This is a genomic window from Nocardia sp. NPDC019323 (genome assembly GCF_044389845.1).
Lineage (GTDB): Bacteria > Actinomycetota > Actinomycetes > Mycobacteriales > Mycobacteriaceae > Nocardia > Nocardia implantans.
The window spans coordinates 554,855-573,542 of the sequence record NZ_JBIRYN010000004.1; the positions used below are offsets into that span (position 1 = coordinate 554,855).

Genomic DNA, 18,688 nt, shown 5'->3' on the forward strand with positions numbered 1-18,688 from the left:
ACCCCCGCTCGCCCCCATACTCGGATGGGGGCGAGTTTCCGCACGTAGTGCACCAGCCCTTCCGGTCCCGCGACGACACTTCGAGGAGCAGCCATGGCGTCCGCACGGAGCATCGCTCGATCGCCGATCACCTGGGTGACGGTGGCACTGCTGATCGCCGGCCTGGGCGCGGGACTGGCCGCATTCCAGCCGTGGCGGCTGTTCACCGACACCACCGTGCAGGAGGCCGCGCCGTCGGCTTCCCCAGCGCCGGGCTCCGGCGGGCCGTCGCAGCCGCGCACCATCGCCGAGGGCGCCTTCATCTCACACGAGCACGCCACCACCGGCGCCGTCACCGTCTTGCTGCTGCCCGACGGCAGCAGAGTGCTGCGATTGACGGACCTCGACACCTCCGACGGCCCCGACCTGCACGTCTGGCTCACCGACGCGCCGGTGCGCGCGGGCCGCGACGGGTGGTTCGTCTTCGACGACGGCGACCACACCGATCTGGGCAAGCTCAAAGGCAACCACGGCTCGCAGAACTACCCCATTCCCGCCGATGCCGACCTGGCCCGGCTGACCAGCGTCGCGATCTGGTGCGACCGGTTCGACGTGTCCTTCGGCGCGGCCGAACTGCGACCGGCCTGACCCACCGCGCCGCCGCCGGAAAATGACCCGACAACGGCGGGTGCGCTGTGCCACCATGTGTTTCGACACCGGTCACCGCCTCGAGGTGGCCGCAGAGCAGTGGAGAGGAGGGGCGGCAGTGATCCCGGAGACGACGAAGCGAATGAATGCCATCGCGGCGTGCTCGTCGGCCGCGGGCGACGCGCTCGGCAGGCCGTTGCGCGCGCGGCACGACGAACCGGTCGGCAGCCGCCTCCAGATCCTCGGCTGATCGCCGCGACTCTGCTCATTCGCTCCCGCTCGCACGAAACATGGTGATTCCCATGACCTTTTGCCGTGCCGCCGATCAGGCGGCGATAACCGCCGACAATTGGATACACACCGGGGTACTCGTGCTGAACGCCTCCTACGAGGCGCTCGACGAGATCAAGGCCGACCGGGCCGTCGTGCTGCTGGTCGCCGGAGCGGCGGAGTCCGTCGCCGACCGCGAGCCGCGTTTCCCGATCCGGTCCCGGCACGTGGAAATCGCTCTGCCGCAGTCTATTCGGTTGCTGCGCTACGTCTACCTCGAGCACACCGTACTGGTGCACGACGAGAGCAGGGCCACCTTGGCGGGCGTGCTGCGCCGCGACCGGAACCGGTGCGGTTACTGCGCCGGGTGGGCGCGCACCGTCGACCACATCCGCCCACGGTCGCGGGGCGGTCCGAACACCTGGAGCAACCTCGTGGCCTGCTGCGCGCCGTGCAACACGGCCAAGGCGGACCGCACCCCGGAGGAGGCGGGCATGCGCCTGCTCTGGGAGCCGAAGGCCCCCACCCACCGGATCCGGCAGCAGCGCCGGATCTGGAAGCAACTCGCCGCGACCTGACCACGACCCGAGAAAGGAGAAGATCGCGATGACGCGCACCGAGACCACCGCCGTCGCGGAGCTGACCCTGGCCGACCTGCTCCCGCTCTCGGATTCCCGAGGGTGGCACCGGGCGGCCTGCCGCGGCGACCCGAACCACGAAGCCTGGTTCCCGTACCCATCTCAGGACTTCGACTACGCCCGGGAAGTCTGCGCCCGCTGCCCGATCCGGGATGCCTGTGGCGAATTCGCCGCCCGTACCGGGCAATCCGGCGTGTGGGGCGGACACGAGTTCGACCGCGGACGAGTCATCCGCGACTGAGGGGTCCCGCCGTCGTGCCGTCCGGCGCGGCGGGGGGACAGCGCGACCGCGCCGCACCCGTGCCGGTGCGGGGGAGCCTCGACGACTTCGCCCGGCGCCGGTGACCATACACTGAGCGCGTGGGCACTCATCGCAGCGCAACCAGATCCCGGGGCGTCAGCAAAGGTCCGGTTATCGCAGTGGTCGCCGTTGCGTTACTGGCCGCGATCGTCGTCGGCTGGTTCCAGTTGCGCGATCGCGCGGCGAATCAGGACAGCGCGGCGGCGGCCGAATGCGTGGAGGGGCCCGCGACGCTCTACGTCACCGCCGATCCCGGCATCGCCGCGCAGGTGCGCGCCGCCGCCGACGGCTACAACGCCACCCAGCCGAAGGTGCGCGACCACTGTGCGCGGGTCGAGGTGACCGCGCAGCCGTCCGCCGCGGTCGTTTCCGCGTTCACCAGCGGCAAGCCGTGGGATCAGGCGCTCGGCCCGCAGCCTGCGCTGTGGATCGCCGATTCCACCCGCTCCATCGAGTCCATGCGGGTTCCCGGCCTGATCGAGGGCACGCCGGTGTCCGTCGCCGCCAGCCCGATCGTGCTCGCCGTGCCGGAGGACCTGCGTCGCGCCCTGGAGCAGGCCGACGCGTCCTGGGCGGATCTGCCGCGATTGCAGCAGGGCTCGCTCGGCGAGATCGGCCTGAACGGCTGGGGCGGGCTGCGGATGGCGCTGCCCGCGGGTGACGCCACGCTCGCCGCGGCCACGGCGGTCGGCTCCGCGGTCTCGGGCGCGGAACCGCTCAGCGAGCAGGCCGCGCGGTCCGGCCAGGTGGTCGCCGCGATCTCCGGGCTCGCCGCCGACGCCCCCGAAGCGTCCGACGCCGCGGCCGCGCTGACGCGGCTCACGGCACAGGACGGACCCGTGCACGCGATTGCCGCTACCGAACAGCAACTGAAGGGGTTTCCCGGCGTCGCGGCGTTCCGGCCCGCCGGGTCCGCGCTCGTGGCCGACTACCCGGCCGCCTTGATGTCCGGCGCGTGGGTGGACAAGACGCAGAACCTCATCGCCGGACGGTTCACCGACTACCTGCGCAAGCCCGAGCAGGCGCAAGCCTTCGTCGCGGCGGGATTCGCCTCGCCGCAGACCGCGGCCGCCGTCCCGCCCCGTGGCGCGCTCGACAAGGTGCGCGCCACCCTGGCCGACCCCGTCCTCGGCGTGCGGTCCACCGCCCTGGTCGACGTGTCGGCGTCGATGGGGACCGCGGAGGGCGCCACGACCCGTCTGGCGAACGTCCTGGCCGCGCTGAATTCCACGATGACGGTCATGCCACCCGAGTTCGGGCTCGGTGTGTGGACCTTCGGCAAGAACCTCGACGGCAGCACGCCGTACCAGGTGGCCGCCGCCACCGCCCCGCTGACCACCGACCAGCGCACGAAGATCGGCACCGCGCTGAGTTCGGTTCGCCCGAGCGAGAACCGATCGGACCAGGCCTACCCGTCGCTGATCGCGGCGTACAAGAGCGCCGTCGCCGGGTACACGCCGGGCCGCACCAATTCGGTCCTGCTGATCACCGACGGACCCGACGACGATTCGTCGGTCACCGGCACCCAACTGGCGGCGGACATCACCGCGGCGACCGACCCCGCCCGGCCGGTGCGGGTGGATGTCGTCGTGATCGGCGGCAACGGCACCCAGACACTCCAGGACCTGGCGAAACAGACCGGCGGAAGCTACACCCGGCTGACCACCTCCGACGACATCGGCTTCGGCTCCGCCGTCGTCAAGGCTCTCACCACGCCGTAGCGCCCTGCTCTGCGGAAGACCGAACTCTCACCAGTCCATGCACGACGCCGTCGGCAGCGCGGGCGGCTGACCCGATCTGGCGAACACCTACGCGAAGGCGGCCGCCGCGCGGTGAGGCAGATACGCGACCGGACCGGTGGTCAGTCCGCGTACGCCTCCAGCGGCGGACAGGCGCACATCAGGTTCCGGTCGCCGTAGGCGCCGTCGATCCGGCGCACCGGCGGCCACACCTTCGCCCTGGCATGCCCGAGGCCACGGGGATACACGGCGACTTCCCGGCTGTAGGGGTGATCCCACTCGCCCACCAGCGACGCCGCGGTGTGTGGCGCGCCGCGCAGCGGGTTGTCGGTCACCGGCCACACCCCTGCGGCGACCTGGTCGATCTCCGCCCGGATCGCGATCATCGCCTCGATGAAATCGTCCAGTTCGGCGAGGTTCTCGCTCTCGGTGGGCTCGACCATCAACGTGCCGGCCACCGGGAAACTCATCGTCGGCGCGTGGAACCCGTAGTCGGCCAATCGTTTCGCCACATCGTCGACGGTGACGCCGGTGCGTTTGGTGATCTCGCGCAGGTCCAGGATGCACTCGTGCGCCACCATGCCGCGCTCGCCGGTGTAGAGCACCGGGAAGTACTCGTCGAGCCGCCGCGCGATGTAGTTCGCCGAAGCGATCGCCGACAGCGTGGCGCGACGCAGCCCGTCGGCGCCCATCATGCGGATATAGGCCCAGGTGATCGGCAGAATCGAAGCCGAACCGTACTTCGCCGCCGACACCGCGTGCGACCCCGTTTCCAGCGGATCGCCGGGCAGGTACCGCGCCAGGTGCGCGCGCACCGCCACCGGACCGACCCCGGGGCCGCCGCCACCGTGCGGGATGCAAAAGGTCTTGTGCAGGTTCAAATGGCTCACGTCGCCGCCGAAGCGGCCCGGCCGCGCGAGTCCGACCAGCGCGTTCAGGTTCGCGCCGTCCACGTAGACCTGTCCGCCCGCGTCGTGCACCAGCGCGCACAGCTCGGCGACCTCGTGCTCGTACACGCCGTGCGTGGACGGATAGGTGATCATGATGCAGGCCAGGCGATCGGCGTGATCGGCGATCTTGGCGCGCAGGTCGTCGAGGTCGACGTCGCCGTTGGCGCGGCACTTCACCACCTCCACCCGCAGCCCGGCCATGGCCGCCGACGCCGCGTTGGTGCCGTGCGCGCTCGACGGGATGAGGCAGGTGTCGCGATGGGTGTCGCCGCGATCGAGGTGGTAGCGGCGGATCGCCAGCAGTCCCGCGTACTCGCCCTGGCTGCCCGCGTTGGGCTGCAGGCTCACCGAGTCGTAGCCGGTGATGTCCGACAGCCAGCGTTCCAGGTCAGCGATCACCCGCAGCAGACCGGGCGCGTCCTCGACCGGCGCGTAGGGATGCACCCGCGCGAATCCGGGCCAGGTGATGGCCTCCATCTCGGCGGTGGCGTTGAGCTTCATGGTGCAGGAGCCCAGCGGAATCATGCTGCGGTCCAACGCGATGTCCTTGTCGGACAGTGCGCGCAGATACCGCAGCATCGCCGTCTCGGTCCGGTACTTCGTGAACGCCGGGTGGGTCAGGAACTGCGAGGTCCGGTTCTCGATCGCCGCGACCGGCGCGGGCGCACCGGATTCGGCGGACACCGCGGTACCGAAGGATTCGAGCACGGCCGCGACGTGCGCGTCGGTGGTGGCCTCGTCACACGCGATGCCGACGTGGTCGGCGTCGACCAGGCGCAGATTGATCCCCCGCGACTTCGCTTTCGCCACAACGGCTTCCGCGCCGCCGGGCACGTGCGCCAGCACGGTGTCGAAGAAGCTGTCGTGCACCACGGCGCCGTCCAGCCCGGCCGCGATCGCCGCGGCGTGCCCGTGCACCCGGCGAGCGATCGCCCGCAGCCCGTCGGCGCCGTGGTAAGAGGCGTACATGGCGGCCACGACGGCCAGCAGCACCTGCGCGGTGCAGATGTTCGAGGTCGCCTTCTCCCGGCGGATGTGCTGCTCGCGGGTCTGCAAGGCGAGCCGGTAGGCCACGGCGCCGTCCGCGTCCACCGAGACGCCGACCAGGCGGCCGGGCAGCTGGCGGGCGTGCGCCTGCCGCACCGCGAGGTATCCGGCGTGCGGGCCGCCGAAACCGAGCGGGACGCCGAAACGCTGGGTGGTGCCGAAGCACACGTCGGCGCCCTGCTCACCGGGCGGCGTGATCAGCGTCATCGCCAGCAGGTCGGCCCCGACCGCCACCAAGGCGCCGCGCTCGTGTGCCGCGGCGATCACCTCGGTCAGGTCGACGATGCGGCCGGACGCGCCAGGCGTCTGCGCGAGCACACCGAAGAACTCCCCCTCCGGCAGCTCACCGGCCGACAGGTCCGCCTCCACGATCTGCAGGCCGAGCGGTTCGGCTCGGGTGTAGAGCACGGTCCTGGTCTGCGGGAACAGGTCGCGGTCGACGACCAGCCGGGCGGACTTCGATTTGCCCGCGCGTCGCAGCAGCGTCATCGCCTCGGCGGCGGCGGTGGCCTCGTCCAGCATGGACGCGTTGGCGACATCCATGCCGGTCAACTCCGACACCATGGTCTGGAAGTTGAGCAGCGCCTCCAGCCTGCCCTGGCTGATCTCGGGTTGATAGGGCGTGTAGGCGGTGTACCAGGCGGGATTCTCCAGCAGATTGCGCACCAGCACCGGCGGGGTCAGCGTGTCGTAGTAGCCGAGCCCGATCATCGAGGTGGCCACGGTGTTGGACGCGGCCAGTTCGGCGAGTTCGGCGAGCACCTCGTGCTCGGAGCCCGCGGTGGGCAGCCCGGCCAGGCCGTCGCCGTCCAGGATGCTCGCCGGCAGCGCGGCGGCGGCCAGCTCGTCCAGCGACGACACGCCGACGACGTCCAGGATCCGGGCCAGTTCCTCCCGGTCGGGTCCGATATGGCGGTCGGCGAATGAGCGAGTCACAACAGCTCCCAAGGTCGGGCGGGGTCGACCGGGCGGTCGACGGGTACCGGCCCTCCCCCTCTGTCGTGGCGCCTGAGAGATTCGGGTACCCCGACCGGTGGCCGAGCCCCTTTCCCCATGGGCGGGCGGCTCGAAGCCGCCGCTTTCCAGAGGCGCCGAAGCCCGCACGGTCCTTTTTGCCTGAGAGATTGACGGGGAGGTGCTGCTCCTTCGGCGCTCGGACTCGTTTCCGGACCGAGGCTCTCCCGCACGGCGGCGACGCACCGCCAGTCTAAGCCGACGACACGCCGGAGCGCGCCACGGGACCCCGCCCGCCCCGTGTCGTTCTGGTCACTCGTGGACCGAGCCGGCGTCACCCGTCAGATGGCCAGTCCCGCGCGCAGCCTCGTCGCGGCGAGCACGATGGACTCCGCTTGCACGCCGACCAGACGAGCCAGCGGCACCGCGACGCCGGGCGCGTTGTGCTCCACGTCGGCGCACCATCGGTCGAACACCGCGGCGAACCGGTCGCGCTCGACGGCCAGCGCCGGCGCGCCGCCGCGCGCGTACTCGTCCTCCAGCAGGCGCAGCAACATGCCGCCCAGCCGCAGGCGCAGCATCGCGGTCCAGTCGTACTGCTCGACGAAAATCTCGCCCCTGGTCGCGATCCGATCCCGCTGCGGCACGGACTGCCTGCTCACGGCGAGACCGGGCAGCCCGGCGACCAGTGCGCGCACCGATCGTTCGAACGGGCTGCGACCGCTCAATTCACCGTCCACGCGGGCCAGCACCGCGGCGGCGACCTCGGCCATGGCCCGATAGTCGGCGGCCGTGGCGTCGAGCAGGTCGCCGAGCACCCGGTCGCCCGCCGAGCCGTCGCCGATGCGGGAATCCACCCAGAGCGGCAATTCGCAGACCAGGATGGCCGTGCCGTAGCGCGCCGCGTAGTCCCGGCAGCCGCCCCCGCCCAGCGCGGCGACCGCGTCGAGCCCTTGGGCCGCGAGCAGATCGGCCATCGCACCGAACAGCGGCAGCTCGAAGACGCCCGGCGCCAGCGCGCGAGCGCCCGGCGCGTCGGGTTCGCCCCGGTAGATCGGCACGCCCGCGGCGGAAAGCCCGGCGGTCAACGCCGCCCAGTACTCGGGATCGCCGCCGGCGGTGTAGAAGAACCCGCCGCCGAATTCCGCGTTGTGCAGCGAGGCGATCAGCGCGGGCCGGGTGCGGTCGATCAGCGCCATCATCGCCTCCGTCTCCGGCAACGGCACCCCCACCCGCTTGCCGCGCCACTCGGTCGGGAAGCACCATTCCGGCTGCTCGGTCGCCGGTGGGCGGTAGAAGCCGCGTGCCACGCCGGTTCTGGTGTGCGGACCGGCGAACCAGCCCTCGTTCAACCGGGTGCCGTCCGGGTCGACGCACAGCAGGAAATGCCAGGTGGCGCCCACTGTCACCGTCTCGTCCGCCGCCATCCGGCCGAGCAGGTGACGGATCGTGGCCATGCCGATGGGCTCGTTCGGGTGCGGATTGCCGAACACCAGAATGTGCCGGTCGCCGGACCCGATCGTCACCTCCCGGATCGGGTCGCCGCCGCGGGAACGTCCGAGTTCGGTGATCGAGATCCGGTCCGGATGACCGGCCGCCAGCGCGTCGGCGTATCGGTTCAGTTCGTCGACGGTCGGAAACGCGTCGATGCGGCCGATCGGGCCGACGAGCCCGGTGATGTCGCCTGTCTGCACAGCGCCCCCCTCTCGCTGCCACCGTGGCCCTGCTACCCACCGCCGACGGCATGTCCACAACGCACGGCCGGGAGGCTCGACGCCTTGCCCGGCCGTGCGTGCGTTTTGTTCATTTCGTTCCGCGCCGAACCCGCGAATCCTAGCCCGTCTTGCGGTTCATCCGCGCCTTGCGACGGAACGACAGCTCGTCCTCCGGACGTTCGGTGATCGCCGACGCGCGCTCGGCGGGGAAGTTCGCGATGGCGCCGGTCAGCTCCCGCATGGCGCCGCTCACCGCGATCCCGAAGACGCCCTGCCCGCCCTGCAGTAAATCGACGACCTCCTCGGCCGAGGTGCACTCGTACACCGAGGTGCCATCGGAGAACAGCGTGATCCCCGCCAAGTCCTGCACCCCTCGACTGCGCAGATGATCGACGGCGATCCGGATGTTCTGCAGCGAGATGCCCGCGTCGAGCAGCCGCTTGACGATCTTCAGGACCAGGATGTCCTTGAACGAGTACAGCCGCTGACTACCCGAGCCCGCCGCGCTGCGGATGGAGGGCACCACCAGACCGGTGCGCGCCCAGTAGTCGAGCTGCCGGTAGGTGATTCCGGCCACCTGACACGCACTGGGAACGCGATAGCCCACCAGATCGTCGGGTACCGAGTCGTCGGGGAACAGTCCTGGCTGTACCACATCCTGCGATTGCTCTGCCACTGACCACTCCCTTGCTTCGCCGACGCATTCCCAGCCTCATCGATGACCCGGCGCCGTCACCGACCGAATCGGTGCGGATTCGGCCGAAACGGTCGTGGCCCAACTGTCGAGATTACTCCCCACGATTGTCCAGCCAGCGACGTCATCGAGCCAAACGCGACGCGCGGGAAAAGTCTCGACCTCTACTTCAGCTATCGGTCGCCTTGAAGTCGTCGGGAGACACCGACTCCAGGAATTCTTTGAACTTCTCCACCTCGTCCTCGCGCTCGTCCGGCATGACGAGGCCGGCCTCCTCCAGAACCGACTCCTCGGCATGGATCGGGCAACCCACCCGCAAGGCGATCGCAACCGAATCCGACGGCCGCGCCGAGATCCGCAGATCGTTCTCGAAGACCAGATCCGCGTAGAAGGTGCCCTCCTGCAGATCGACGATCCGCACTTCCTTCAGGGTGTGCCCCAACTCGGTGATCAGGACCTTGATCAGGTCGTGCGTCAGCGGGCGGATCGGGGTCACCCCCTCCTGCTCGAGCACGATCGCCGTCGCCTCGGCTTGCCCGATCCAGATCGGCAGATACCGGTCGCCCGCCACTTCGCGGAGCAACAGCACGGGCTGGTTCTGTGGCTGCTCGACACGGATGCCGATCACGCGCATTTCGCTCATCGCACTGCCTCCCATACTCGCCGCCGGCCCGGCATGACCGCTGCAGAGCTCGCCGTACCACGAGTCTAGGCGAACCGGCACCGGTCCAGCGATCCGTCTGCACAGCAGAAATCAGGGTGTTGGATCGCCGCGACCTCCGGGCCGAGGGGCCCGACGGGGGTCAGCCCCCGAGCGAGCCCCGGACCGAGGACTTGACCAGACAGGTGTGCAAGGTCAGCGACAGCGCGGCCAGTTCGCGCACCGTCTCCTCCGCACGGGCGCGCGCACCAGCGTCCCGGCTCTTCGCGATCGGGGCGACGATCTGCGCCACGAGCGCGGCCTCCCGGTCGGCGGCGAGCTTGAACGCACGCAGATGCCGTGCCTCCAAACCGAATTCGGCCATCGCCCGTGCGGTTTTGGCCAGCGTGACGGCGTCGGCGTCGAAATATCCCGCCGGGCCCGGCGTGATCAAGTTGGCCCGGATGAGGTCGTTGAGGAACTTCTCCTCGATCCCGGCCTGGTCCAGGAGATCGGCGCGGGTGACCCGGATTTCGTGATCGAACCGCAGATCTTCCGGGGAGATCTCGCTCGGCACGACGCCGAGCCTGCGCGGGGCGGCCACCGGGCGCGCACCCCGCTCGGAACCCGGCACGGCCGGTTCGGTGTCGGGCGTGCCCCGCCCGGACTCCGGCGCCCCGGGCCGGACGGAGTGCGCTCGGGCGCGGGCTTCCCGCACGCCGAGCGTCGCCGCACCGCTATCGATCGCCTCGAGCTGTTCCTTGATCACCTTCAGCGGCAGGTACTGGTCACGCTGCGCGGTCAGTACGAACCGGAGCCGTTCCACATCCGCCACGGAGAACCTGCGGTAGCCCGAAGGCGTCCGCTCCGGCCGGATCAGGCCCTCCGCTTCCAGGAAGCGGATCTTGGAGATGGTGACGTCGGGAAAGTCGGGGCGCAGCAGGTCGAGCACGGAGCCGATCGACATCCCTCCGCGTGCCCACTGCGCCGCACCGGTCACAGCGCCGGGTCCTTCATGACTCCGAGCCTTTCATGAGTGCGCGACCCGGCGCCGACGCTGTCATAGACTCCCCGCGCCCGCCGACGAGTCGGACACCTGGGCGCGCGGTCCGGTGAGGAACACCAGCCGGAACTTGCCGATCTGGACCTCGTCACCGTTCTGCAGTTCGGAGGAGTCCACCGGCTCCCGGTTCACATACGTGCCGTTCAGGCTGCCCACGTCGACGACCTGGAAGGAATCGTCGTCCTGTCGGAACTCGGCGTGCCTGCGGCTGACGGTGACGTCGTCGAGAAAGATGTCACTGTCGGGGTGGCGCCCCGCCGACGTGGTCGGCTGATCCAGCAGGAACCGCGAGCCCGCGTTCGGGCCGCGCTTGACGACCAGGAGGGCCGCGCCAACGGGCAGACCCTCGACCCCTTGGACCGGCTGCTCGCCGGTCGGCTCTCCGGAGCGCGACGCGTCGACCTCGTTCAGGAAATCCGCGCGGAAGACCGACGTCGTCTCGGCCGCGGTCTCCCCGTAACCCGGGTCTTTGTTCTCGCTCACCGTTTCTCTCCTCCTCGAACCTGATTATCCATGCAAGCAGGTGATGCCTCTGGCACCACGACCTGCCGTCGAGTCTCTAGATTCCCGGCGCAGCCGCCGGGTGCATCTGTTGGCATTGACCGTACCCTGCCGGGCCGCACCCGTGCAGGTAGAACTGGGAAGGCTGCCTCAGCCCCCGATAACTCCTTGATAACCTGCGGCATCGAGCAGTTCACCGAGCGTCGCGTCGAGACTCGCCGCATCGCCCACCTCCAACTCGAACAGCCATCCGTCACCGTAGGGATCGGTGTTCAACGTCTCCGGCTCCGAGGTCAGCTTGTCGTTCACCGCAACGACTTTCGCGCTCAGCGGCGCGTAGATGTCGGACACGCTCTTGGTCGACTCCACCTCCGCGATGCTGTCCGCGGCGGCCACGTCCGCGTCCGTCTCGGGCAGCTGCACGAACACAACGTCACCGAGTTGAGACTGGGCGTAGTCGGTGATGCCCACCCGCACCCGGGTCGGGGCGATCCGGCGTACCCACTCGTGCTCCTCGGTGTAGCGCAGATCCTCGGGGGTCTGGGTCACAGGCCGTCCTTTCGTTTGAACGTTGCACGCAAACTCTATCGGCTAGGCCGTCCGATGCCCCACAGCCGGTATCGCTCTTGCGACCGCGATGGCTTTGCCGGTATAGAGCACGCCGGTCCAGACATAGACCACGGTGCCCCAGATCAGCAGTGCCCCGCCGAAGGCACGCCCGAAACCGGCGGCAGCCCAGTCCATCTGCCCGGCCAGCAGCCACGGCAGCGCGGACATCAGCGCGAAGGTGGCCGCCTTGCCCAGGTAGATCACCTCCGGCGGGGGCAGGTCGCGGCGCTTGTACACCGACAGCGTCGCGGTGAGCACGAGGTCGCGCCCCACCAGGATCACGGCCACCCACCACGGCATCAGGCCGCGGATCACGAAGGCCGCCAGCGTGGTGACCAGATAGAGCCGGTCGACGAACGGGTCGAGCAGGGCTCCCAGCCGGGAGGACTGCTCGAGCAGCCGGGCGAGCTTGCCGTCCAGGAAGTCGGTGACGCCGCTGACGACCAGCAGAGCGAACGCCCAGCCATCGGCCCGCTCGATCAGCAGCAACCACAGGAACAGCGGGACGCCGAGCAGGCGCAGCACGCTCAGCACGTTCGGCACGGTCAGGATGCGGTCGGCGAAGATGCCCCGCACTCCGCCGTCGGCGGCGCGTTCCTCCGGTTGGGCGGCGCCCGATTCGGTTGTCACGCCCCGTGCATACCCCACCGACCCCGGTCCTCGCCATCCGCACGGGCCGAATTTCCAATTATCGGGGCGGCGCGCCCGTGCGAGGATGGTTCCCGCCACAGCGCGGCGATGACAGAATGATTTGAAATATTTCTCACTGTGTGGCCGGTGAGCGAGAGGAAGTCATGTCCGCATTCGACTACGACGTGGCGGTGATCGGCTCCGGCTTCGGCGGGAGCGTCAGCGCCCTGCGGCTCACCGAGAAGGGTTACCGGGTCGGCGTGCTCGAGTCGGGCCGCCGATGGAACGCCGAGGACATCCCGCGCACGAATTGGAATGTCCGCAAATCGATCTGGGCGCCGCGCCTGGGCCTCACCGGTCCGCAGCGGATCAGCCTGCTCGGCAAGTGCGCGGTGTTCTCCGGCGCCGGCGTGGGCGGCGGCTCGCTGATCTACGGGAACACGCTCTACGAACCCCTGCCGAACTTCTACACCGACCGGCAGTGGGCGCACATCACCGATTGGCGCGCGGAACTGGCGCCCTACTACGACCAGGCCAAGCGCATGCTCGGCGTGGCGCCGAACCCGCGCACGACCCCGGCCGACGAGGTGATCCGGGAGATCGCCGAAGACCTCGGCGTGGCCGACACCTACCATCCGACCGATGTCGGGGTGTTCTTCAACGAGAGCGATCCGGGCACCGAGGTCGACGACCCCTACTTCGGCGGAGCGGGCCCGCGCCGCAACGGCTGTGTGCACTGCGCGCGCTGCTTCACCGGCTGCCCGCACAACGCCAAGAACACCACCACCACGAACTATCTCTACCTCGCCGAGCAGGCCGGTGCGCAGGTTCACCCGATGACCACCGCCACCGCCGTGCGGCCACTGCCCGGCGGCGGGTACGCCGTCGACACCGAGCGCTCCGGCCGCTGGATCCGCAAGCAACGCAGAACCTTCACCGCCGAGCAGGTGGTGTTCGCCGGCGCCGCGCTCGGCACCCAGAAACTGCTGCACAAGATGCGCGACGACGGCGCGCTGCCGCACCTGTCCCCCCGGCTCGGCGAACTCACCCGCAGCAACTCCGAGGCCATCCTCAACGTGGTCAGCCGGGCCCGCCGCGACTTCGCCGAGGGCATCGCGATCACCTCATCGATCCACCCGGAGCCCGACACCCACGTCGAGGTGTGTCACTACGGCAAGGGCCAGAACGCGCTGTTCCCGATGTCGGTGCCGATCGTGGACGGCGGCGCGTTCCGCTTCCTGCGCTTCCTGCTGGCGATCGTGCTGCATCCGCTGGTGTTCCTGCGCAGCCTCGACGCGCGGCACGCCTCGGAGAAGTCGGTGATTCTGCTGATCATGCAGTCGCTGGACAACTCGCTGACCTCGTTCCGCGAACGCGGGCGGCTGCGCACCAGGCAGGGCACCGGCGAGCCGAACCCGACCTGGATCCCGCTGGCCCACGACATCGGCAGGCGGTTCGGCGCGAAGGTCGACGGCGACACCCACGGGCTGATCATGGACGTGTTCGACATCCCGGCCACCGCCCATTACATCGGCGGCTGCGTGATCGGCGACAGCCCGAGCACCGGCGTGGTCGACCCCTACCAACGGGTTTACGGCCATCCCGGCCTGCACGTCGCGGACGGCTCCGCGGTCACCGCCAATCTCGGCGTGAACCCCTCGCTGACGATCACCGCGCAAGCCGAGCGCGCGATGGCGTTCTGGCCCAACCGTGGCGATCCGGACCCGCGACCGGAACTGGGGTCGCCCTACCGGCGCGTCGCCGCGGTGCCGCCCGCGCGACCAGCGGTACCCGCCGCTGCGCCGGGCGCTCTGCGTTTGCCGATCGAGCCCGCACCGCCCCGCATTCCGGCCCCGTGAGGCCGACACCACGCGGCAGGGACGGTTGCCACCGGCTAGCGTGATCCGTCGTGTCAGACAGTGGTATCGACCTGCGCTCCTATGTTCCCGCCGCGGAGGTGCGCGCTCGGGGACACGCGTTGCGTCAGCGGGTTCCGGTCATCGCGCGGGACCGGGAGGCCACCGGAGCCCGGCGTCCCAGCGTGCTCGACTTCGTCGCGGCGAGCAACGCGGGCCGGCTGCCGCATCTGATCCCGCTGCGGATCGGGCGGATGATCGCCTCGCCGTTCACCTTCTACCGGGGTGCGGCGGGCTTGATGGCGGCCGATCTGGCGGGTGGCCCGGACAGCGGTCTCACCGCCCAGCTCTGCGGTGACGCGCACCCGGCGAATTTCGGCCTGTACGGCACCGCGCGCGGCGAGATCATCATGGACATCAACGATTTCGACGAGACCGTGCCCGGCCCGTGGGAATGGGACCTGGAGCGCCTTGCGGCCGGTCTGGTGCTGGCCGGCCGCGAGGCAGGCGCCGACGAGGACGAGTGCCGCACCGCGGCGCGCGACGCCGCCCGTTCCTACCGCCTGGCCGTGGCGGAGCTGGCCGCGATGCCGTTCATGACGTCCTGGTGCGCGCTGCCCGACGAGTCGGTGCTGGCCAGGGCCAAGGCCGACGACCTGCTCGACGACTTCGAGAAGGCGGCGAAGAAGGCCCGCAAGAACACCAGCGCCAAGGTGGTGGCCAAGTGGACCGAGCACCTCGAGGATCACCGGACCGGCATCCGCAAGCACCGCTTCGTCAGCGATCCTCCGATTCTCACCGCGGTGGACGAGCGCGTCGCGGAGGCGGTGATCGGCGGGCTGGAGCGTTACGCCGACACCCTGCCCGAATCGCGGCGCAATCTGCTGGCCCGCTTCGCGGTGTCCGACATCGCCTTCCGGATCGTCGGGACCGGCAGCGTCGGCCTGCACAGTTACCTGGCGCTGTTGCACGGCAACGACGGCGAGGCGCTGGTCCTGCAGGTGAAGCAGGCCGCGACGGCGGCGCTCGCCCCGTTCCTGCCGACGCCCGCCGCCCGGCACGAGGGTGAGCGAATCGTGCGGGGCGCCAGGCTCGTTCAATCCGAGTCCGATCTCCTGCTCGGATGGACGTCCCTCGTCCCGGGCGGAGACGGCGCGGAATTGCCGTTCATCGTCCGGCAATTCCGCAACATGAAGGGCAGCATCGATCCCGCGGAGCTGCCCGCGGACGATCTCGACGACTACGGACGGCTGGCGGGCGCGCTGCTGGCCAGGGCCCATTCCCGCTCGTTGGACCCGCGGTTGCTCTCGGGATATCTGGACGACGACGAGCGCTTCGACGACGCGGTGGCCGCGTTCGCGGTGCGCTATGCCGACCGCACCGAAGCCGACCATGCCGAACTGACCGAGGCCGTGCGAGCGGGCCGGATCGACGCCGAGGAGCCGGAGTAGCCCGGCACCGCGCTTCGCGCCCGACACGCCGCCGGGCGGCACTGGCGCGGCGAATCCGTTGCGGCACCTCGTATCCTGTCCACTGTCGAGTGCCGACGTGAAGGGTGGACGCCAATGCTCGTGCGAGTCCAGAACGCCGCAGGCACCAATGCCGAGCGGGCGCTGATCGATTGGCTGCGCACCTGGAAGGACCCCGACAGTCCGCACGGTGTCGCGACCATCACCTGCAGCCTGTTCCACAAGGATCGGCTGCACCAGTTCGATGCCGTGATCTGGACCCCGACCAGTTGCGTGGTGATCGAGGCCGACGCGCTGGTCGCGCGCCAGGACGGCGTGCTCGAGGTCCCGCTGAACGGCGAGTGGACCATCAACGGCGAACCGGTGGCGACGGAGAGCCGCGACCGCCGCACGCCGCTGGACAAGTCGCGCGAGCACACCTTCGCGCTGCAGGAATGGCTGGCCGCCCGCGGCCTCGGGCAGCGGGTGGTGCACGGCGTCGCCCTGCTCGTCCCGATGCCGGGCGCGCAGCTGCAGCTCGAACAGCGGTGGGCCGACCCGAGTTTCGACGTGATCATCGGCGACGATCCGGGGCGGCTGCGGCACTATTTCGACGCGCTCGCCACCGAGGAGAAATTCCTCTGGACGGCCAACGACGTCGCCGTCGCGTTCCGCGGTCTCGGCATCCTGCCCTACCTGCCCGCGCCGCAGGAGTTGCTCAACGAGGGCTTCCTCGGCCCGATCGACATCACGCTCTGGCACGGCGGGCCCAACCAGGCGCAGGCCGAGGCCTACGCGGAGGAACTCGCCCAGGCCGAACGGGAAGCGCAGGCCTCCGGCTTCGTCATCCGGGCGCCCTGGTACAGCCCGTGGAAGCTGTACCCGCGCGAGTCCGGCGACATGGACTTCGGGCGCGCGGTGATGCGCACCGTACTGGCCATCGGCATGGTCGTCGGCTTCGTCTGGGTCGTGTGGTTCCTGGTCACCGCGCTCGCGGCGTACGGACCGGGCTGACCGGCCGCCGGCGAGCGCGGCGGCAGGGCCGCTACGACGACGCCGGCACCGGCTGGTCGCGCTGGAAGACGCTGGCGTCGTCGAGCATGGCCGCGCGCAGCATGGTCTCCGGCACGCCCATGGCCTCCACCAGGGTCAGCGCGTGCGGACGCAGCCGGTCGACCAGTTCGTTCACCCCGCGGCGCACGGTCTTGGCCCGGTCCACCGACATGAACCGGTGCATGATGTACCAGGCCTGGTTCTCCTCGATGGTGGAGTAGACGAACAGGTCGCACATCCAATCGGCGAGTTCGCGCGCGGCCGGATCCTCGATGTCGGAGATTCCTTCGATGAACGCCTCCAGCACCAGCCGGTCGATATGCGCGGCGCCCGCGGCCAGGATGTGGTCCTGGGCGTTGTTGAACGCCTCGAACGGGCCGGTCTCCTCGGCCCTGGCGCGCAGCCGGTGCGCGGCGGTGCGGACCAGGTAGTCCTCACGGTCGGCGAACAATTGCAGCTGCACCACCCGGCGCGACAGGTCGCCCTCGTCGATGGAGTCGTCCCCGCGGTCACGCAGGGTCTGGATCAGTTGACGCACACCGGACCGCTTGCGCACCACGTCACCGGCCATGGTGGCGGCGAAGCGCACCCAGCCCAGCGCGTCCAGGTCGCGCACCTCGTCGGCGTAGGCGGTCAGCAGTTCCTTCGCCACCAACTGGGTCAGCACGACGTTGTCGCCTTCGAAGGTGGTGAAGACATCGGTGTCGGCCTTCAGCGTGACCAGCCGGTTCTCCGTGAGATACCCCGCACCGCCGCACGCCTCGCGGCATTCCTGGATGGCGCGGGTGGCATGCGCGGTCTGCGCGACCTTCAGGCCGGCCGCGCGCTTCTCCAGTGCGCGCTGCGCGCCGGGCTCGAGATTCTGGCCGGTCTGCACCAGGTGCATCCGCCGCACCAGGTCGTTCTGCGCGAACGCGAGCGCGTAGGACTTCGCGACCAATGGCAGCAGGCGGCGCTGATGGCTGCGGTAGTCCAGCAGCACGGTCTCCACCCCGGTGTCGGGGTCGGAGAACTGGCGGCGCTGCAACGCGTAGCGCACCGCGATGCTCAAGGCCACGCGCGCGCCCGCCGCCGCCGCGCCGCCGACACTGACCCGCCCGCGGACCAGCGTGCCGAGCGTGGTGAAGAACCGGCGGCTCGGATTCTCGATCTCCGAGCTGTAGGTGCCGTCCGGCGCGACGTCGGCATAGCGGTTGAGCAGGTTCTCCCGGGGCACGCGCACGTGATCGAAGACGATGCGCCCGTTGTCCACGCCGGGCAAGCCGCCTTTGAGACCGTCGTCGTAGGTGGTCACGCCCGGTAGATCGGCGCCGTTCTCGTCCCGGATCGGCACCAGCAGGCAGTGCACGCCTTTGTTCTCGCCGCGCGTGATGAGCTGCGCGAACACCGCGGCCATCCTGGCGTGTTCGGCCGCGCCGCCGATGTAGTCCTTGCGCGCCGACGGCGTCGGCGAGTGCACCACGAACTCCTCGGTCTCCGGGTCGTAGGTCGCCGTGGTCTCCAGGTTGGCGACGTCGCTGCCGTGCCCGGACTCGGTCATGGCGAAGCAGCCGAGCAGGTCCAGCGAGATCAACCGCTCGATGTACTCCCGGTGCCGTTCGGTGCCGAGGTTCTCCACGGCGCCGCCGAAAAGTCCCCACTGCACACCCGATTTGACCCACAGCGACAGATCCGCGTACGCCAGCATCTCCAGGCCGACCACAGCGGCGCCCGGCTCACTGGTGCCGCCGTTCTCCCTGCGGAAACCGCGTTCGGCGAAACCCATGGTGGAGATCGCCTTCATCTGCTCGAGCACCCGCGCCCGAGCGGCCTTGTAGTCGAGGTAGGGATCGGCGGTGAACTCCTCCCCGGCCAGCAGGGTGCGGGCTTCGTCCCGGACGGCCGCCCATGGGCCGTCGAGTGCCGCGCGAAGGTGGTCCGCCGTCGTTGCCGTGCCGCTAGTCATGTCTCGAC

At 70.0% G+C, this 18,688-nt stretch carries 16 protein-coding genes and 1 riboswitch; of the genes, 7 read left to right on the forward strand and 9 right to left on the reverse strand.

Features of this window, described 5'->3' with window-relative positions; all coding sequences use genetic code 11:
* The first annotated feature begins 93 nt into the window (after positions 1-93).
* The 4 genes from ACH49X_RS19230 to ACH49X_RS19245 all read left to right on the forward strand — a co-directional run bounded on the left by ACH49X_RS19230 (position 94) and on the right by ACH49X_RS19245 (position 3,557).
* On the forward strand, positions 94-627 hold the full coding sequence (locus tag ACH49X_RS19230; protein WP_357208801.1) for a DM13 domain-containing protein: 534 nt from the start codon (positions 94-96) through the stop codon (positions 625-627).
* Between the two features lie 302 nt (positions 628-929).
* A complete protein-coding gene (locus ACH49X_RS19235; RefSeq protein WP_323124102.1) occupies positions 930-1,475 on the forward strand; it encodes an HNH endonuclease in 546 nt (181 codons plus the stop codon).
* A gap of 28 nt (positions 1,476-1,503) precedes the next feature.
* Positions 1,504-1,776, forward strand: coding sequence for a WhiB family transcriptional regulator (locus ACH49X_RS19240; protein WP_195078995.1), 273 nt, complete (start codon positions 1,504-1,506; stop codon positions 1,774-1,776).
* Positions 1,777-1,955: 179 nt separating this feature from the next.
* The gene (locus tag ACH49X_RS19245; RefSeq protein WP_357208803.1) at positions 1,956-3,557 is read left to right on the forward strand and encodes a VWA domain-containing protein; all 1,602 of its coding nucleotides are present in this window, start codon (positions 1,956-1,958) and stop codon (positions 3,555-3,557) included.
* A gap of 140 nt (positions 3,558-3,697) precedes the next feature.
* On the opposite strand, the gene gcvP is transcribed toward ACH49X_RS19245, so the two are convergent.
* From gcvP to ACH49X_RS19285, 8 genes are all read right to left on the reverse strand, one after another.
* Positions 3,698-6,508: an aminomethyl-transferring glycine dehydrogenase gene (gene gcvP, locus ACH49X_RS19250; RefSeq protein WP_357208805.1), complete on the reverse strand. Its 2,811-nt coding sequence runs from the start codon at positions 6,506-6,508 to the stop codon at positions 3,698-3,700.
* A gap of 157 nt (positions 6,509-6,665) precedes the next feature.
* A riboswitch (glycine riboswitch) is annotated at positions 6,666-6,766 on the reverse strand.
* A gap of 101 nt (positions 6,767-6,867) precedes the next feature.
* On the reverse strand, positions 6,868-8,220 hold the full coding sequence (locus ACH49X_RS19255) for a M14 family zinc carboxypeptidase (RefSeq protein WP_357208806.1): 1,353 nt from the start codon (positions 8,218-8,220) through the stop codon (positions 6,868-6,870).
* Between the two features lie 139 nt (positions 8,221-8,359).
* Positions 8,360-8,917: a MerR family transcriptional regulator gene (locus ACH49X_RS19260; protein WP_039797830.1), complete on the reverse strand. Its 558-nt coding sequence runs from the start codon at positions 8,915-8,917 to the stop codon at positions 8,360-8,362.
* 187 nt (positions 8,918-9,104) lie between these two features.
* The gene (locus tag ACH49X_RS19265; protein WP_159848783.1) at positions 9,105-9,578 is read right to left on the reverse strand and encodes a bifunctional nuclease family protein; all 474 of its coding nucleotides are present in this window, start codon (positions 9,576-9,578) and stop codon (positions 9,105-9,107) included.
* Positions 9,579-9,738: 160 nt separating this feature from the next.
* A complete protein-coding gene (locus tag ACH49X_RS19270) occupies positions 9,739-10,542 on the reverse strand; it encodes a MerR family transcriptional regulator (protein WP_195079413.1) in 804 nt (267 codons plus the stop codon).
* Between the two features lie 93 nt (positions 10,543-10,635).
* Entirely contained in the window at positions 10,636-11,121 is a 486-nt protein-coding gene (locus ACH49X_RS19275) for an FHA domain-containing protein (protein ID WP_040866480.1), read from the reverse strand.
* A gap of 168 nt (positions 11,122-11,289) precedes the next feature.
* The gene (gene gcvH / locus ACH49X_RS19280) at positions 11,290-11,688 is read right to left on the reverse strand and encodes a glycine cleavage system protein GcvH (protein ID WP_067811038.1); all 399 of its coding nucleotides are present in this window, start codon (positions 11,686-11,688) and stop codon (positions 11,290-11,292) included.
* Between the two features lie 42 nt (positions 11,689-11,730).
* Positions 11,731-12,324 (reverse strand): CDP-alcohol phosphatidyltransferase family protein, encoded by a 594-nt coding sequence (locus tag ACH49X_RS19285; protein WP_323124110.1) that lies wholly within the window; start codon positions 12,322-12,324, stop codon positions 11,731-11,733.
* A 218-nt stretch (positions 12,325-12,542) separates the two neighbouring features.
* Between ACH49X_RS19285 and ACH49X_RS19290 the strand changes: the two genes are divergently transcribed.
* The 3 genes from ACH49X_RS19290 (at position 12,543) to ACH49X_RS19300 (ending at position 16,696) form a co-directional block, all read left to right on the forward strand.
* Entirely contained in the window at positions 12,543-14,237 is a 1,695-nt protein-coding gene (locus ACH49X_RS19290; protein WP_357208808.1) for a GMC family oxidoreductase, read from the forward strand.
* 50 nt (positions 14,238-14,287) lie between these two features.
* Positions 14,288-15,685 carry a DUF2252 domain-containing protein gene (locus ACH49X_RS19295; RefSeq protein ID WP_195078989.1) on the forward strand — a complete coding sequence of 466 codons (1,398 nt, stop codon included), beginning with the start codon at positions 14,288-14,290 and terminating at the stop codon, positions 15,683-15,685.
* A gap of 114 nt (positions 15,686-15,799) precedes the next feature.
* A complete protein-coding gene (locus ACH49X_RS19300; protein ID WP_357208810.1) occupies positions 15,800-16,696 on the forward strand; it encodes a nuclease-related domain-containing protein in 897 nt (298 codons plus the stop codon).
* 31 nt (positions 16,697-16,727) lie between these two features.
* Here ACH49X_RS19300 and ACH49X_RS19305 read toward each other — a convergent pair whose 3' ends face one another.
* Positions 16,728-18,680, reverse strand: a complete 1,953-nt coding sequence (locus ACH49X_RS19305) for an acyl-CoA dehydrogenase (RefSeq protein ID WP_195078987.1) — start codon at positions 18,678-18,680, stop codon at positions 16,728-16,730.
* Positions 18,681-18,688 lie beyond the last annotated feature (8 nt).

What these genes read in the sequence shown, in the direction of transcription:
- ACH49X_RS19230 (WP_357208801.1), top strand. Translation starts at nt 94, where the DNA reads ATGGCGTCCGCACGGAGCATCGCTCGATCGCCGATCACCTGGGTGACG.
- ACH49X_RS19235 (WP_323124102.1), top strand. Translation starts at nt 930, where the DNA reads ATGACCTTTTGCCGTGCCGCCGATCAGGCGGCGATAACCGCCGACAAT.
- ACH49X_RS19240 (WP_195078995.1), top strand. Translation starts at nt 1,504, where the DNA reads ATGACGCGCACCGAGACCACCGCCGTCGCGGAGCTGACCCTGGCCGAC.
- ACH49X_RS19265 (WP_159848783.1), bottom strand. Translation starts at nt 9,578, where the DNA reads ATGAGCGAAATGCGCGTGATCGGCATCCGTGTCGAGCAGCCACAGAAC.
- ACH49X_RS19270 (WP_195079413.1), bottom strand. Translation starts at nt 10,542, where the DNA reads ATGTCGATCGGCTCCGTGCTCGACCTGCTGCGCCCCGACTTTCCCGAC.
- ACH49X_RS19290 (WP_357208808.1), top strand. Translation starts at nt 12,543, where the DNA reads ATGTCCGCATTCGACTACGACGTGGCGGTGATCGGCTCCGGCTTCGGC.
- ACH49X_RS19300 (WP_357208810.1), top strand. Translation starts at nt 15,800, where the DNA reads ATGCTCGTGCGAGTCCAGAACGCCGCAGGCACCAATGCCGAGCGGGCG.
- ACH49X_RS19305 (WP_195078987.1), bottom strand. Translation starts at nt 18,680, where the DNA reads ATGACTAGCGGCACGGCAACGACGGCGGACCACCTTCGCGCGGCACTC.